The organism is Streptomyces millisiae (assembly GCF_031845425.1).
Lineage (GTDB): Bacteria > Actinomycetota > Actinomycetes > Streptomycetales > Streptomycetaceae > Streptomyces > Streptomyces millisiae.
On the sequence record NZ_JAVREM010000013.1, the window covers coordinates 27,607 to 40,970 of the forward strand.

The window sequence follows — 13,364 nt, forward strand, 5'->3', positions numbered from 1 at the left end:
CGTTCAGGCGCGGACCAGCAGGGCCCGTGCCATCCCGGCCTGGAGCGCGGCCAGCCCTCGCACCATCGGGACGGCGGTGGCCAGCAGCAGCACCCCGACGCCCGTGTTGAACGCGATGTCGGCGGCGGTGGAGTCGATGCCGAAGGCCAGGTCAAGCAGCCCCTCCTCGCCGCCGTCGCGCGGCAGCGACCAGGACCACAGGCCGTAGCAGAGCTCGCCCAGCCCGCCCACCGTCCAGGCGACCGCGAGGCTGAAGGTGATGAGCCGCACCGGCAGCGCGACCACCATGTGCGTCCAGTCGCGCCACGCCTGCGGATCGCCCAGCGCGCGCCACATGCGCCCGAGGCCCGTGCCGCGCGGCTCCCGGTAGCTCGGCTCCGGCAGCGCGCGCCCGCTGACGGCGGCCACCCGCGCCCGCTCGCCGCGCGCGAAGCCGCGCGCCGCGGCCAGCGTGCCGGCGAGCACCGGCACTCCGAAGACGGCCACCAGGCCGCCGAGCCCGAGGGAGAACCCGGTGACGGCCACCACGAAGGCGGCCACGCCCACCGGCAGTCCGGCGAGCAGATAGGCCAGTTCGCGCCCGAAGCGGCTGGAGGTTCCCTGGTACTTCACGGCGGCGCCCGCCGGCATCGTCTCGATCATGGGCACCACTCTGCCGCCGCGCCCGGCCCGGGCCGAGCCGGTCAGCACGCCACCGTGGGGTGGTGCTGGGTACACCCCGGCGGGGCGGGCCGGGCCCCCAAGGCGCCGCGCCGGGCTGCCCGTTGGGGCAGCGCACTCTGCCTCCGCCGGCCGCCGCCCGGCCTGGACGGTCGCCGTCGCCGCGCCGCACGCTTGAGGTCGAGGGGAGAACGAGATGCACGCACACGAGCGCGAACCGCAGCACGAACACGACGAGTCCCCCCGGCAGCGGCACGCTCCGGGAGCGCTCGACACCCCGGCCGAGCTGCCGCACCTGCTGCGCGCGGCCGTCACCGGCCGACCGGAGGTGGTGGGTCGGCACGGCATGAGCGCCCTCCAGCGGACGGTCGGCAACGGCGCGGTCGGGTCGGTGTTCCAGCGGGAGCGGGACGACGAGGCGGAGGGCTCCGGGCGCTCGTCGGTGCACGACGTCCTCGCCTCCGGCGGCGAACCCCTGGACACCGACGCGCGCGGCGAGATGGAGGCCAGGCTCGGCGCGGACTTCTCCGACGTGCGGGTGCACACCGGCCCGGCCGCGCACGAGTCGGCGCGCGAGGTCGGCGCCCGGGCCTACACGGTCGGCAACGACGTGGTCTTCCAGCGCGACGCCTACGACCCGGGCTCGCACCAGGGGCGGACCACCCTCGCCCACGAGCTCACCCACGTGATCCAACAGCGCAACGGGCCCGTGGACGGCACCGAGGCGCCCGGCGGCATCCGCGTCAGCGACCCGTCCGACCGCTTCGAGCAGGAGGCCGCCGCCAACGCCGAGCGGGCGATGTCGGAGCCCCTGCCCGCCGCCCCCACCGCTGAGGCGGTAGCGCCGGCCGGCGCGACCGCGGCCGTGCAGCGGCAGAGCGAGAACGAGGGCGAGGACGAGGAACCGGCGGACGTGCAGGGCGACTTCGTGCAGCGTGCCGCGGCGGACGAGTCCGCCGAGGAGGAGGAGACGGAACCCTCCTCCTGAGCGGCCCCGTCGCCGGCCCGCGCGCCGTCAGCTCGTGCGCAGCATCCCGCTGATGAAGACCGCCTCCGAGCACTGGGCGGGCGACGGCGCGGCGACCGGCGAGCCGACCTCCCGGCAGTCGAGGGAGACGTTGATGGCGCCCCCGGCGGGCACCGCGATCGGCGAGACGAAGTGGTAGTCGGAGTCGCGGAAGTTCTCCAGCGCCAGGCTCAGCAGCGACTCGCCCTGGCTGGAGATCACCAGGGAGCCGGCGTCGCCCTGCGGGTTCTGGACCACGATGTCGGTGAGTTCGAAGATGCCGCCCTCGGGCACCTCGTACACGGTGCCCTCGGTGGGGTCGCCGCCCACGCCGTCCTGGATCTCGAGCCGGTCGCTGGTCGGCGTCGACATCGTCCCCTCGCCGCCCGAGCCGCCGGGCCCGCCCGGCCCGCCCGTCTGGTCGCCCGAGCCGCCGCCCGCGGCCGGCTCCTGCCCGCCGTCGGCCGGCGCCGCTCCCCCGCTGTCGGCGCCCGCGCCGGCATCCGCGCCGGCGTCCGCACCACCGCCGGACTGGCCGCCACCGGCGGCCGCCTCGTTCTGCGCCGCGTCGACGACCTCGGGCGTGATGGCCTCCCGGGCCGCCGACTCCACGGTGGGACGCAGCACCGAGTACCAGAGGCCGACCAGCAGCCCCGCCACCACCACGGCCGCCAGCAGCGCGCGGGGCAGCCAGCTCGGCAGGATCGGCTGCTGCTCGTACGCGGCGTCCAGGACGAGCGGCGGGGGCGCGGTCTCGCCCTCCGCGACCCTGGGCTGCACGACGGCCTGGAACGGGTGGGTGACCGGCGACCCGCGCCACACCCGGGCCGTCGGCCGCACCGTGAGCCGCCCGAACTTCGCCTCCCCCGGCGGGATCTCCAGTTCCTGCGGCTCGAACGCCAGCCGCGCGCGTTCGGTGCCCTGCTGGCCGGTCAGCGCGACCTGCACCGGCACGTTGCCGACGTTGTCCACCGCGACCTTGTGGCGGCCGCGCCAGGCGCTGTGCGAGCTGCGCGGCACCAGCTCGCCCGCGACCTCCGTGAAGGGCGTCACGGTGACGTCGCCCTCGGGGACCACCGTCTCGCTCGCCTCGCTCGTCGGCACGACGCGCACCCCGAACACCGTGCGCCCCGCCGGGACCTCGGGCCCGCGTGGGGGACGCAGCGTCACGAAGACCGTGTCGGAGCGGCCCGGGTAGAGCGAGAGGCTGTCCGGCTCGACCGTGGCCCAGGCGGCGCAGGCCCCGACCACCTCGAACCTGACCTCCTCCACGGTGTCGCCGGAGTTCAGCACCCGCACCCCGACACGCTCCTCGGCACCGGGTTCGACGGTGACGGAGGATTCAGCCAAGCTCGCCGAAATCGTCATGTCCCGGACCGTACGGGGGTCTTGCACCGGGCACAGCGGCTGTAAAGGAACACTTTTGGGCAATGAGGCGTGCGCTCTGAGCCATCGTCAAGCTTCCCCACCAGTTTTTATGGTTGTCGGGGAACCAAGTGGTGGGGAGTGGCGCGCCGGGGTGATGGGGCGCGGGAAACACGTGTACGAGAACACGTCACCTCTTTTCAGGGAGTAACACGTGATTGGGGGACAAGCACGTGAACCACAGCGCTACGTCGGAGCGCGTCCTGGTCGATCTGCACGCCAATGACCCCATATCCCGGGCCGGGGTCGCCAGCCATCTCCGCACCAGACCCGAGATCCGCCTCGCCGAGCGGGACGGCGTCGAACCCGCACAGGTCGTCGTGGTGGTCGTGGACACCGTCGACGACGACGTACTCCGCCTGCTCCGGCAGATCCAGCGCGGCACCTCGGCGCGCGGCGTGCTGATCGTGACGCACGTGGACGAGCTGCAGCTGGTCAACGCCGCCGAGTGCGGCTTCGTGGGGGTGGTCCGCCGCGCCGAGGCCACGCCCGAGCGCATGGTCCAGGTCATCGGCGCCGTGGCGAAGGGCGAGGGATATGTGCCGCCCGACCTGCTGGGCAACCTGCTCGCCCAGGTCGGCCGCGTCCAGGGGCAGATCCTGGAGCCCAGGGGCCTGAACTTCATGGGTCTGTCCGCCCGCGAGATCGAGGTGCTGCGCCTGGTGGCCGAGGGGTACGACACCGCTGACATCGCGCTGAAGCTCTCCTACTCCGAGCGCACCATCAAGAACGTGCTGCACGCCGTGATGACGCGGCTCAACCTGCGCAACCGCTCGCACGCCGTGGCGTACGCGCTCCGCCAGGGCCTCATCTGACGCCTGGTCGGTCCGCTCCGTCCCGAGCCAGAACCGACACGCGGCGGGCACCCGGTCCCTCACGACCGGGTGCCCGCCCTTTCGTGCAGGGGGCCGTTCCCGAAGGTCTGGCTGCGTCCCCACTGCGCGATCGGCCGCGCCGGGCGACGGTGGACGTCTGCACGCCGATCTCGAATGGGGTGTTCTGTGCGGGGGTTCGAGCGCATCCGGCAGGGTCAGTTGAGCGGTCTCGGCAGGGCCGTCCGGCGGCCCAGCACACTCGGTCCGCTGTTGGCCGGCGTCCTGCTGCTGACGCTGGTGGTCACCTCGGGATCGATGGTGAACGCCGAGGACCACGACGAGCCGGGCGTCGCCCCCGCCGAACTGGCGGCCGAGCTCGGCCCCGGCGGCTCGCTGACCGCGGAGGCGACGGTCCGCACGCCGGTGGTGCCGCCGAGGCCGGAAGTGGTGCTGCTGGTGGACGGCACCGAGAGCATGGCGCCGACCATCGAGAACGTGCGGGAGAACCTCGACGCCATCACCGGCGCCGTGCGCGAGCGGCAGCCGGACTCCCGCTTCGCGGTGGCGGTCTACGGCGACGCCGAGGTGGACGGGGCGCGGGCGTTCGAGGTGCTTCAGGGACTGACCTACGACCTGGCCGCGGTGCGGGACGGGGTGGACCGCCTCACCGCCGACCGGGGCGGGTTCAGCCCGGGCCCCGCCGAGGACTGGATCAACGCGCTGTGGCAGCTGGGACGCGGGGCGGCCGGCGGGTTCCGCGCCGCCGCGAGCCCCGTGATCGTGCTGGTCGGCGACGCGTCGAGCCACGACCCCAGCGCCGGGCACTCCCTGGACGACGCGATCGACGTGCTCACCGCGGCGGGTGTCCGGGTCCTCGGCGTGGACGTGGCGACCGACATCGGCGACGGCCTGGACGGCGACGGCACCGCCGACTGGGGGACCGAGCCGCCACACGAGCCGGGACAGGGGACGGCCGTCACCGGCGCGACGGGCGGCCGGCTCTTCCCCGACATCGACTCCGCGGAGGTGAGCGCGACCGTCACGGCGGGGCTCACCAACCTCCCCACCACCGTCGGCCACGAGCTGATCGCCTGCGACCCCGCCCTCACCGTCACCCTCGGCCCGGCGAGCCGGACGGTGACCAGCGGGGAGGTCGCCACCTTCGAGGAGGCGATCGAGGTCGCGGAGTCCGCGGCCGAGGGCTCGGTGCTCAACTGCACCGTCCAGTTCCTGCTGGACGGCCGGCCGCCCAACGGCGAACCGACGCCGGAGGAGCTGGCGGAGGCGTACCAGGCCACGCGCGGCCGGGGACACTGGCACGGCGACGGGCCCGGCGACGGACACGGGAGCGTGCACGGCGGGTTGTTGACGGGCGGCGGCGCGGTCGAGGGCGACGCGGGCGGTGAGGACGCCGCCGGCGGCGGAGCGGTGGTCGCCGGGGTCGTCGGCGGCGCCGTGCAGGGCGAGGACGGCGGCGCACTGGCGGGCGTCGCGGCGGGGGCGGTGGTCGGCGTCTCGGGCGGCCCGGACGGTTGCGAGGCCGCCGTGGTCGGCCTGGCGGCCGGGCTGGTCGGCGGCGTCGACGAGAACGAGAACGTGGGCCTGATCGGCGGCCTCCTCGGCGGCCTGATCGGCGGCTCCCACGACGCCTGCGAGGGCGACGCGGACGGCGGCCCCGGCGGCGGCCCCGGCGGCGAGGACAACGACGGGACCAACGCCGGACCGGACGGAAACGCCGGACCGGACGGGGACGACAACACCGGACCCGACGGCGAGGACCCCGACGGAGCCAACGCCGGGCCCGACGGAAACGCCGGACCGGACGGGGACGACAACACCGGACCCGACGGCGAGGACCCCGACGGGGACGACAACGCGGGGCCGGGGACCGAACCCGAGCCCGAGCCCGGCACCGACCCGGACTTCCGGCAGATCATCGCCATCGTCGTCGAGGACGTGACCGCCCCGGTCGTCATCGTCGACGACATCACCGTCCAGGCCCCCGCCGAGGACGGCGCCACCATCGAGTTCGTCCCCGTCGCCGAGGACGCGGTCGACGGCGAACTGCCCGTCGTCTGCGACCCCGAGCCCGGCTCCCGGTTCCCCGTCGGCACCACCGAGGTGACCTGCACCGCGACCGACTCCTCGGGCAACACCGGAACCGACACCGCCACCTTCACCATCCTGCCGCCCTCCGAGGAGCCGCCGCCGGACGAGGCCGACGTCGCCGTCACCGCGACCGTCAGGCCCAGCCCCGGCTACACCGGGCTGGCCAACGAGGCCCGCTTCACCCTCACCAACGCCGGCCCCACCCCCGCCGAGGACGTCGTGCTCAGCACCGTCTGGCCCGCCGCCGACGACGCCGAAGACCGCACCCTGACCGCGCTCTCCGACTGCACCCGCGCCGCCCCCTGCACCATCCCGGTCGGCGGCCGCCTGGTGGTGACCCAGACCGCCGTCTACGACGCGGAGGTCGACGGCACGGTGCGCGCCGAGGCCACCGTCGCCGGCGGGGCGACCGACCCCGACACCGGCGACAACGAGATCACCGCACCGCTGCGCGTCCTCCAGCCCGAGATCACGCTCACCCCCGAGGTGGCCACCCCGGGCGAGGTGACCGTCGTGCGCGGCGAGGACTTCCCGCCCGCCGCGACCGTCGACCTGACCTGGGACCCGGGCCTCACCGCCGCGCGCGCCCCGGTGGTCGTCGCGGACGACGGCACCTTCGAGGCGCAGATGCTGGTGATGCGCCGGGACCAGACGGGCCCGAGGACCCTCAGGGCCGAGGTGGCGGGCCTCGACATCGAACCGCTGGAGGAGGAGTTCCTGGTGGTGCGGGGCAACCTGCAGCCGCCCGACTTCTCCGGACGCGGCTGAGCGAGGGGACGGACGAACGGTGATCCACGAGGTGGACGAGGTGCTGCGCGCCCTCTTCAGGACCGAGGCGCTGGCGGGCTCCCAGGTCAACGTGGTCTTCGACGCGCCGACCCGCGACTGGGCCGCCACGGTCAACGCCCCCACCGTGAACCTCTACCTCTACGACATCCGCGAGGACATGCGCCGCCGCGAACGCGGCCTGTACAACGAGTACGACGAACGGGGCACGGTGGTGTCGCGGCGCCGGCCGCCGCGCTACTTCAAGCTGTCGTACCTCATCACGGCGTGGACCAGGCGCCCCGAGGACGAACACCGGCTGCTCTCCTCGCTCCTGTCCTGCCTGCTGCGCTACGAGTCCCTGCCGCCCGGGCGCCTCACGGGCGAACTGGCCGGCGCCGTGGTCCCCATCCCGCTGACCATCGCGCTGCCGCCACCGGAGGACCGCTCCTTCGCCGACGTGTGGAGCGCCCTCGGCGGCGAACTCAAGCCCTCCCTCGACCTGGTGGTCAGCGTGCCGGTCACCGAGTCGCCGGTCTACGCCGCCGGCCCGCCGGTCGGCGACGAGGGACTGAGCCTCGGCTTCTCCGGCATCCCGCCGGCCACCCGCCCCACCACCGCCGACGCCGGGGCCGGGGCCGGGGCCGGGGCCGGAGCCGGAGCCGGGGCCGGGGCCGACCGCCCGGAGCAGACCGTCTACGGCAGGCTCCCCGACGTGCCGAACCCGGCCGCCCGCCGCGCGGACCGGTCCCGGGCGGCGGGCCGTCGTCCCCGCCCCGGCATCTCCTCCCGCGTCGCCGAGGACGAACAGGACGGTGCCCGGGAATGACCGACCCGGGCCTGCGTCACCTGCTCGGCCGCGCCGTCCTCGTGGAGCGCCGCGTCCGCCGCGCCGTGCACGCCAGGCAGCGGACGGACCCGGCCCCCGACGACCCGTTCCGCGGCCTGTACCTGAGCGACGAGACGGTCAACCGCCTCCTCGACGCCCACCGCCCGGTCGCCGCGCCCGACCCGGCCGACGCCGAACTCCTCGCCGCCACCGAGTCGGTGGCCGAGGCGAGCGCGGCCCAGGGCGCGCCCACCCGGCTGCACGCCCTCGGCCGGGACCTCGGCCTCACCGCCCTCGACACCGAGATCCTGCTCATCGCCCTGCTCCCCGACCTGGACGAGCGGTTCGAGCAGTTCTACGGCTACCTCAACGACGACGTGACCCGCCGGCGCCCCACCGTCGGCCTGGCGCTGAGCCTGTGCGGCGTGCCGCCCGCCGACGCCGGCGCCCGTGCCCGGCTCGGCGCCGAGGCGCCGCTGCGCGACCACGGCCTGCTCCTCGTCGAGGACGCCGAACGCCCCTTCCTGGCCCGCTCCCTCCGCGTCCCCGACCGGGTCACGGCCCATCTGCTCGGCGACGACACCCCGGCGCCGCGCGTCGCCGACCTGCTGACGCCGCTTCGGCCGGCCCCGGCCGACATCGGCGACCCGGGGCCGCTGGCCCGCTCCCTCGCCGGCGGCCTCCCGCTCGCCTACCTGCGGGAGGACGCGGGCGGCGCCGGCGCCGCGCTGGCCGCCGCCGCGCTCCACCGCGCGGGGCGCGGCGTCCTCGGCGTCGACCTGGCCCGGCTGGCCCGCGACCCGCACCCGGCCGAGGCCGTGCGGGTGCTGGCCCGCGAGGCCCGGCTCACCGGCGCGGGCCTGGTCCCGGGACCGGTCGACGCGCTGCTGCCCGACAGGTCCGACGTGCTGCGCGCCCTCACCGGCCTCAGCGCGCCGACCGTCCTCGTCGGCCGCGCGCCCTGGGACGCCGGCTGGTCGACCCGCCCGCCGCTGCTCCTGCACGCCCCATGGGTCGAACCCGCCGCCCGGGCCGCGCTCTGGCACGCCGCCTACGACGGACCGCCGCCGCCCTCCGGCGCACCCGACGTGACCGACGTCCTCGCGCCCTTCCTCCTGACCCCCGACCAGATCGGCCGCGCCGCCCGCGCCGCCGCGCAGACCGCGGAGCTGGACGGCGGCGTGCTCCGCGCCGAGCACGTGCGGGCCGGTGCCCGCGCGCAGAACGCGGCCGGCCTCGACCGGCTCGCCCGCCGCGTCGAACCGGCCGTCGGCTGGCCCGACCTGGTGCTGCCGCCCGACCCACTCGCCCAGCTCCGCGAACTCGCCGCCCGCGCCCGGCACCGCGACCGGGTGCTCGGCGAGTGGGGCATGCGCCCGGGCGGCGGCCGCGGCCGCGGCGTCACCGCCCTGTTCGCCGGCGACTCCGGCACCGGCAAGACCATGTCGGCCGAGGTCGTCGCCGCCGACCTGGGCCTCGACCTGTACACCGTGGACCTCGCCACCGTCGTCGACAAGTACGTCGGCGAGACCGAGAAGAACCTCGAACGGATCTTCTCCGAGGCGGCCGGCATCAACGGCGTCCTCCTCTTCGACGAGGCCGACGCCATCTTCGGCAAGCGCTCCGAGGTGAAGGACGCCCACGACCGCTACGCCAACGTCGAGAGCGCCTACCTCCTCCAGCGCATGGAGACCTTCGACGGCCTGGCCGTCCTCGCCACCAACCTCCGCGCCAACCTCGACGACGCCTTCACCCGCCGCCTCGACCTCGTCATCGACTTCCCCCTCCCCGACGCCGAACACCGCCGCACCCTCTGGGACCGCTGCCTCGGCCCCGCCCTGCCCCGCGCCGACGACCTCGACCTCGACTTCTGCGCGACCTCCTTCGAACTCGCCGGCGGCAACATCCGCTCCATCGCCGTCACCGCCGCCTACCTGGCCGCCGCCGCCGACCGCCCCGTCACCATGGCCGACCTGATCCACGCCGTCCAACGCGAGTACCAGAAGCTGGGCCGCCTCACCCTGGCCTCGGAGTTCGGCCCCTACCTGGAGCTGCTCCACCACTGAGACGTCCCCGGAGAGGAGCAACCGTGCCCGACGCGCACCCGATCCGCCGCCGCCTCCTGCTGGCCGGCACCGCCGGCGCCGCCGCCACCGTCGTCCTCCCGTCCACGGGCAGAGCGGCGTCGCTCGTCCACCCCGTGATCGACAGCTGCGCGGACTGGAACGCCCGCCCCCCGGCGCGCACCATCGGCGTCCTCAGGACCAACCCCAACAAGATCGTCATCCACCACACGGTGACCGCCAACACCGACGACCTCTCCCGCGGCCAGGCCCACGCCCACGCCCGCCGGGTCCAGAACCTCCACATGGACGGCAACGGCTGGTCCGACACGGGCTACCACTTCGTCGTCTCCCGCGGCGGCTGGATCACCGAGGGCCGCCACCACAGCCTCGCCACCCTCACCACCGGCACCGGCCTGGTGCTGGGCGCCCACACCGCCGGCGGACGCCAGAACTTCGAGGCCATCGCGATCTCCAACGAGGGCTCCTACCACGCCGGCGCGACCCCACCCGACCTCCAGTGGGGCTCCCTCACCCTGCTGTGCGCCCACGTCTGCGCGCGCTACGGCATCCCGCCGACCGAGATCTACGGCCACCGCGACTTCAACTCGACCCAGTGCCCGGGTGTCTTCCACGCCCTCCTCCCCCGCCTCCGCACCGAGGTCGCCACCACCCTCGCCGAGGCCACCACCCCCCGCCCCCTCAGCACCGCCCCCGACACCTCCCCGGCCGACGACACCCCCCAACGCGGCACCCTGGTCCACCGCCGCCCGGACGACGGGTGAATGTCAGTGCCGGGAGCCATAGTGAGGCCATGACTCTCCGCAACGAAACGCTACAGCGGGTGCGCACTCTGGCGGCCCGTCAGGATCACGTGCTGACGACCGCCCAACTGCACGAGGCCGGTGTCGGGCGCGGCACCATCCGCGGGATGGTGCGCTCGGGCACCTGGCAACGGCTGGCCAAGGGCACCTTCTGGGTGGGGCACCACCCGTGCGGCCCGTCGCTTCGTGCACGCGTGCGGGGCGTGCTCCTCACGGCGGGGCCGCACCTGGTGGCGGCCGGCCCGACCGCCGCCCGCCTGCTGGACATCCAGGGCCTGCCCAACGACGACACCCTGCACTTCGCGGCCCCACCCGGCCACGAGATCCGCGGCCGCCCCGGTCTCCGCGTCCGCCGCACCCTCGTCCCGCCCGAGGCACGCACCTCGCTGCGCGGCATCCTCCTCACCACCCCCGCCCGCACCTGCGCCGACCTCCTGCTCCACCTCCCGCGCGAGGCGGCCGTCAGCTCCCTGGACTCCGCCCTCCACCAGAAACTGCTGACCGAGGCTGACCGCCTGACCGTCCTCTCCCACCTCTCCGGCCGCCCAGGCGCACCCCGGGCCCGCGATTGGATGCGCCTGGCCGACCACCGCGCCGAGTCCCCCCTGGAGACCCGCATCCGCCTCATCTGCCTGGACGGCGGCCTGCCCCCGCCCCTCCTCCAATGGCCCATCTGGGACCCCCACCACCGTTGCGGCTACCGCATCGACCTCGGCTGGCCCCACCACCTGGTCGCCCTGGAGGCGGACGGCACCGGCCCACACACCACCCCCCAGGCGCTGTACCGCGACCGCACCCGCCAGAACCGCCTGGCCTGCCTGCTCCCCGGCCTCACCCTGTTCCGCTTCACCTGGGCCGACACCCACACCCCCGAGCAGTCGATCCTGACCCCCCTCCGCCAGGCACTCCGCGCCCCCTGATCCCCCCGGCTGCGACGGCGGAGCCACCACCGCGGCCCAAGACGGTGCGATGCGTCGCACCGGGCACGCGTCCCCCCACAGCTGCTAGCAGTCTGCAAGCACTGCGACCAAAGTAGTCGCATGGACACTCTCTACGTCCGCGACCTGTCCGACGACGCGCTCGCCGAGCTCAAGATACGAGCCGCCCGAAATCGGCAGTCCCTCCAGGCGTACGCCCGGACCCTGCTGGAGCAGGAGGCGGCGACCCCGACCACCGAGGACGTCATCGCACGCATCAGGGAGCGGGTGACCGCCCGGCTGTCCACGGGCGACGTGCTCGCCGACATCGAGTCAGGACGTGAGCGCACGTGATCGTGGTGGACGCGGGTGCCGTCGTCCATCTCGTGGCGGACGCCGGCCCGGTGGGTGAGGCAGTACGCAAGCGCGCCGAGTCGGAGCGCCTGGCCGCGCCGTACCTGCTGGATGTCGAGGTCGCCTCGGCGCTGCGCAGCCACCACCGCGGCGGGAAGCTGACCGACGCCCAACTCGACGTCGCCTGGGGTTCCTTCGCCCTCCTGCCCATCAGGAGGATGGAACACATGCCGGTGCTGCCGCGCGTTCGCGAGCTGTGGAGCAACCTGTCGCCGTACGACGCCACCTACGTGGCCCTGGCCGAAGGGCTCGGCGTCCCGCTCATCACCAGCGACACCCGCATCGCCCGCGCCGGCCGAGCCCGCTGCCCCATCGAGACCTTCACCGAGCCACAGATCTGAGCACACGTCGCCCGCTCGCCGTCGCTCAGGCACCAATCCACCTGACTCTCAAGTTGCCGGCCCGGGGTTGGGGTGTTCTAGCGTGTGCTTGGTTTTTCCCAACAAACAGGGGGAATAGCCTGGGCACGTCACCCCGCCACCTCTCGGAGGATGCTCCGGAGGAGACAGAACTCATTACCCTCGATTCCCTCCGGGAAATGCTCGGTTTTTCTATGCGACCGAAGGTCTAACAGGGGCTCTGCTGCCCAATTCGCAGTGACATCCACACACTGACGAGAAAATGGACTTTGCGACCAGCTGCTGCGTCGTGTGGTTGCAGGAGCGCCGATGTTGTTGCCTCCAAGGAGGCGCCTGCCGTTCTGGATGCGGATCTTCGATCTGGGCTTGCCGTAGTCAATTACGGAATCAATCTCGCCAGCGTCGCCTTTTCTTCCCATGCGCAGGCGGGCTTCCACGGCAGCCCCAGCCCCTGTCGGTGAATTTTGCGCCGTCACCCACTCAAGAACTACGGTTACTCGGGACGAGAAAATCGTCACGGTCGAAGTAACGGTATGCACTCTCTGGATCCCGCAACAGCTCTCGCACACCTTCCTCCGTGATGACGGGATGCGCGAACTCGGGCGAGCCAGTTAGGCGCAACCCGGGCCTGCACAACCTGTACCCGCGGTCACTTGCATAACAAGAAACCGGTACCCCGTGTTGATGAAGGTGGACAGTCACCCGCCATTCAAGCTCTTCGGAGTACTGCACCTGTCGCAATTTTCGACGCAGAGTGGGGATGACCTCGAAATAGGAATCTTCCGATAGCGGATTCCCTGTGAGATCCACGCTTTGCAGGCGGCCGCAAGAAAGAAGATCTGAGACGTCGCCGATAAAGTTCCGGGGCGCGGTGAAGCTTCTCAGGGCGAGCTCAGCGATTCCTTGCAGATCACTGATACCACTATCTCTGATGGTGAGCGAGCGCAAACTTGAGAGTGAAACCAGGTCACGGATTCTCACGGGGTCACATCCTACGATAATAAGGATCTCCACCGAAGAGCAGCGTTCAATCCCCGCAAGACTTCTGGCATTCCTGATGTAGAGTTCGTCAATATTCGCGAGATCCGATCGCGAAAACGGCCCCTGATGGCCCACCTCATGCGCAATCGCCTTCACGAAAGCAGGATCAGCTTCGCCTTCCATGCCACCCCCATACA

The 13,364-nt window shown here is 73.3% G+C and carries 11 protein-coding genes and 1 pseudogene; 9 read left to right on the plus strand and 3 right to left on the minus strand.

Features of this window, described 5'->3' with window-relative positions; all coding sequences use genetic code 11:
• Positions 1 to 3 precede the first annotated feature (3 nt).
• Complete coding sequence (locus tag RNC47_RS13470) at positions 4 to 642, minus strand: sensor domain-containing protein (RefSeq protein WP_311598609.1); 639 nt, start codon at positions 640 to 642, stop codon at positions 4 to 6.
• 214 nt (positions 643 to 856) lie between these two features.
• Here RNC47_RS13470 and RNC47_RS13475 point away from each other — a divergent pair, with 214 nt between their 5' ends.
• Positions 857 to 1,648 carry an eCIS core domain-containing protein gene (locus tag RNC47_RS13475; protein ID WP_311598611.1) on the plus strand — a complete coding sequence of 264 codons (792 nt, stop codon included), beginning with the start codon at positions 857 to 859 and terminating at the stop codon, positions 1,646 to 1,648.
• Positions 1,649 to 1,675: 27 nt separating this feature from the next.
• On the opposite strand, the gene RNC47_RS13480 is transcribed toward RNC47_RS13475, so the two are convergent.
• Positions 1,676 to 3,034, minus strand: coding sequence for a COG1470 family protein (locus RNC47_RS13480; protein ID WP_311598613.1), 1,359 nt, complete (start codon positions 3,032 to 3,034; stop codon positions 1,676 to 1,678).
• 230 nt (positions 3,035 to 3,264) lie between these two features.
• On the opposite strand from RNC47_RS13480, the gene RNC47_RS13485 reads away from it, so the two are divergent.
• The 8 genes and pseudogenes from RNC47_RS13485 to RNC47_RS13520 all read left to right on the plus strand — a co-directional run bounded on the left by RNC47_RS13485 (position 3,265) and on the right by RNC47_RS13520 (position 12,168).
• Positions 3,265 to 3,906 carry a helix-turn-helix transcriptional regulator gene (locus tag RNC47_RS13485; RefSeq protein WP_311598614.1) on the plus strand — a complete coding sequence of 214 codons (642 nt, stop codon included), beginning with the start codon at positions 3,265 to 3,267 and terminating at the stop codon, positions 3,904 to 3,906.
• A 186-nt stretch (positions 3,907 to 4,092) separates the two neighbouring features.
• Complete coding sequence (locus RNC47_RS13490) at positions 4,093 to 6,783, plus strand: HYR domain-containing protein (protein WP_311598615.1); 2,691 nt, start codon at positions 4,093 to 4,095, stop codon at positions 6,781 to 6,783.
• A 19-nt stretch (positions 6,784 to 6,802) separates the two neighbouring features.
• Complete coding sequence (locus tag RNC47_RS13495; protein ID WP_311598616.1) at positions 6,803 to 7,609, plus strand: DUF4255 domain-containing protein; 807 nt, start codon at positions 6,803 to 6,805, stop codon at positions 7,607 to 7,609.
• Positions 7,606 to 9,675, plus strand: coding sequence for an AAA family ATPase (locus RNC47_RS13500; protein WP_311598618.1), 2,070 nt, complete (start codon positions 7,606 to 7,608; stop codon positions 9,673 to 9,675). Before RNC47_RS13495 ends, RNC47_RS13500 begins: the two co-directional genes overlap by 4 nt.
• A gap of 23 nt (positions 9,676 to 9,698) precedes the next feature.
• Positions 9,699 to 10,349, plus strand: a pseudogene (locus tag RNC47_RS13505) (peptidoglycan recognition protein family protein); the annotation flags it as partial.
• A gap of 137 nt (positions 10,350 to 10,486) precedes the next feature.
• Entirely contained in the window at positions 10,487 to 11,416 is a 930-nt protein-coding gene (locus RNC47_RS13510) for a type IV toxin-antitoxin system AbiEi family antitoxin domain-containing protein (RefSeq protein ID WP_311598620.1), read from the plus strand.
• Between the two features lie 120 nt (positions 11,417 to 11,536).
• A complete protein-coding gene (locus RNC47_RS13515; protein WP_311598621.1) occupies positions 11,537 to 11,767 on the plus strand; it encodes a FitA-like ribbon-helix-helix domain-containing protein in 231 nt (76 codons plus the stop codon).
• A complete protein-coding gene (locus tag RNC47_RS13520) occupies positions 11,764 to 12,168 on the plus strand; it encodes a type II toxin-antitoxin system VapC family toxin (RefSeq protein WP_311598622.1) in 405 nt (134 codons plus the stop codon). Before RNC47_RS13515 ends, RNC47_RS13520 begins: the two co-directional genes overlap by 4 nt.
• A gap of 498 nt (positions 12,169 to 12,666) precedes the next feature.
• Here the strand turns inward: RNC47_RS13520 and RNC47_RS13525 are convergent, their stop codons facing one another.
• Positions 12,667 to 13,350: a hypothetical protein gene (locus tag RNC47_RS13525; RefSeq protein ID WP_311598623.1), complete on the minus strand. Its 684-nt coding sequence runs from the start codon at positions 13,348 to 13,350 to the stop codon at positions 12,667 to 12,669.
• Between the last annotated feature and the right edge of the window lie 14 nt (positions 13,351 to 13,364).

Bases quoted from the DNA above. Each gene is read 5' to 3' on its own strand.
- RNC47_RS13470 (WP_311598609.1), bottom strand. From the start codon at position 642: ATGATCGAGACGATGCCGGCGGGCGCCGCCGTGAAGTACCAGGGAACC.
- RNC47_RS13510 (WP_311598620.1), top strand. From the start codon at position 10,487: ATGACTCTCCGCAACGAAACGCTACAGCGGGTGCGCACTCTGGCGGCC.
- RNC47_RS13480 (WP_311598613.1), bottom strand. From the start codon at position 3,034: ATGACGATTTCGGCGAGCTTGGCTGAATCCTCCGTCACCGTCGAACCC.
- RNC47_RS13475 (WP_311598611.1), top strand. From the start codon at position 857: ATGCACGCACACGAGCGCGAACCGCAGCACGAACACGACGAGTCCCCC.
- RNC47_RS13525 (WP_311598623.1), bottom strand. From the start codon at position 13,350: ATGGAAGGCGAAGCTGATCCTGCTTTCGTGAAGGCGATTGCGCATGAG.
- RNC47_RS13500 (WP_311598618.1), top strand. From the start codon at position 7,606: ATGACCGACCCGGGCCTGCGTCACCTGCTCGGCCGCGCCGTCCTCGTG.
- RNC47_RS13515 (WP_311598621.1), top strand. From the start codon at position 11,537: ATGGACACTCTCTACGTCCGCGACCTGTCCGACGACGCGCTCGCCGAG.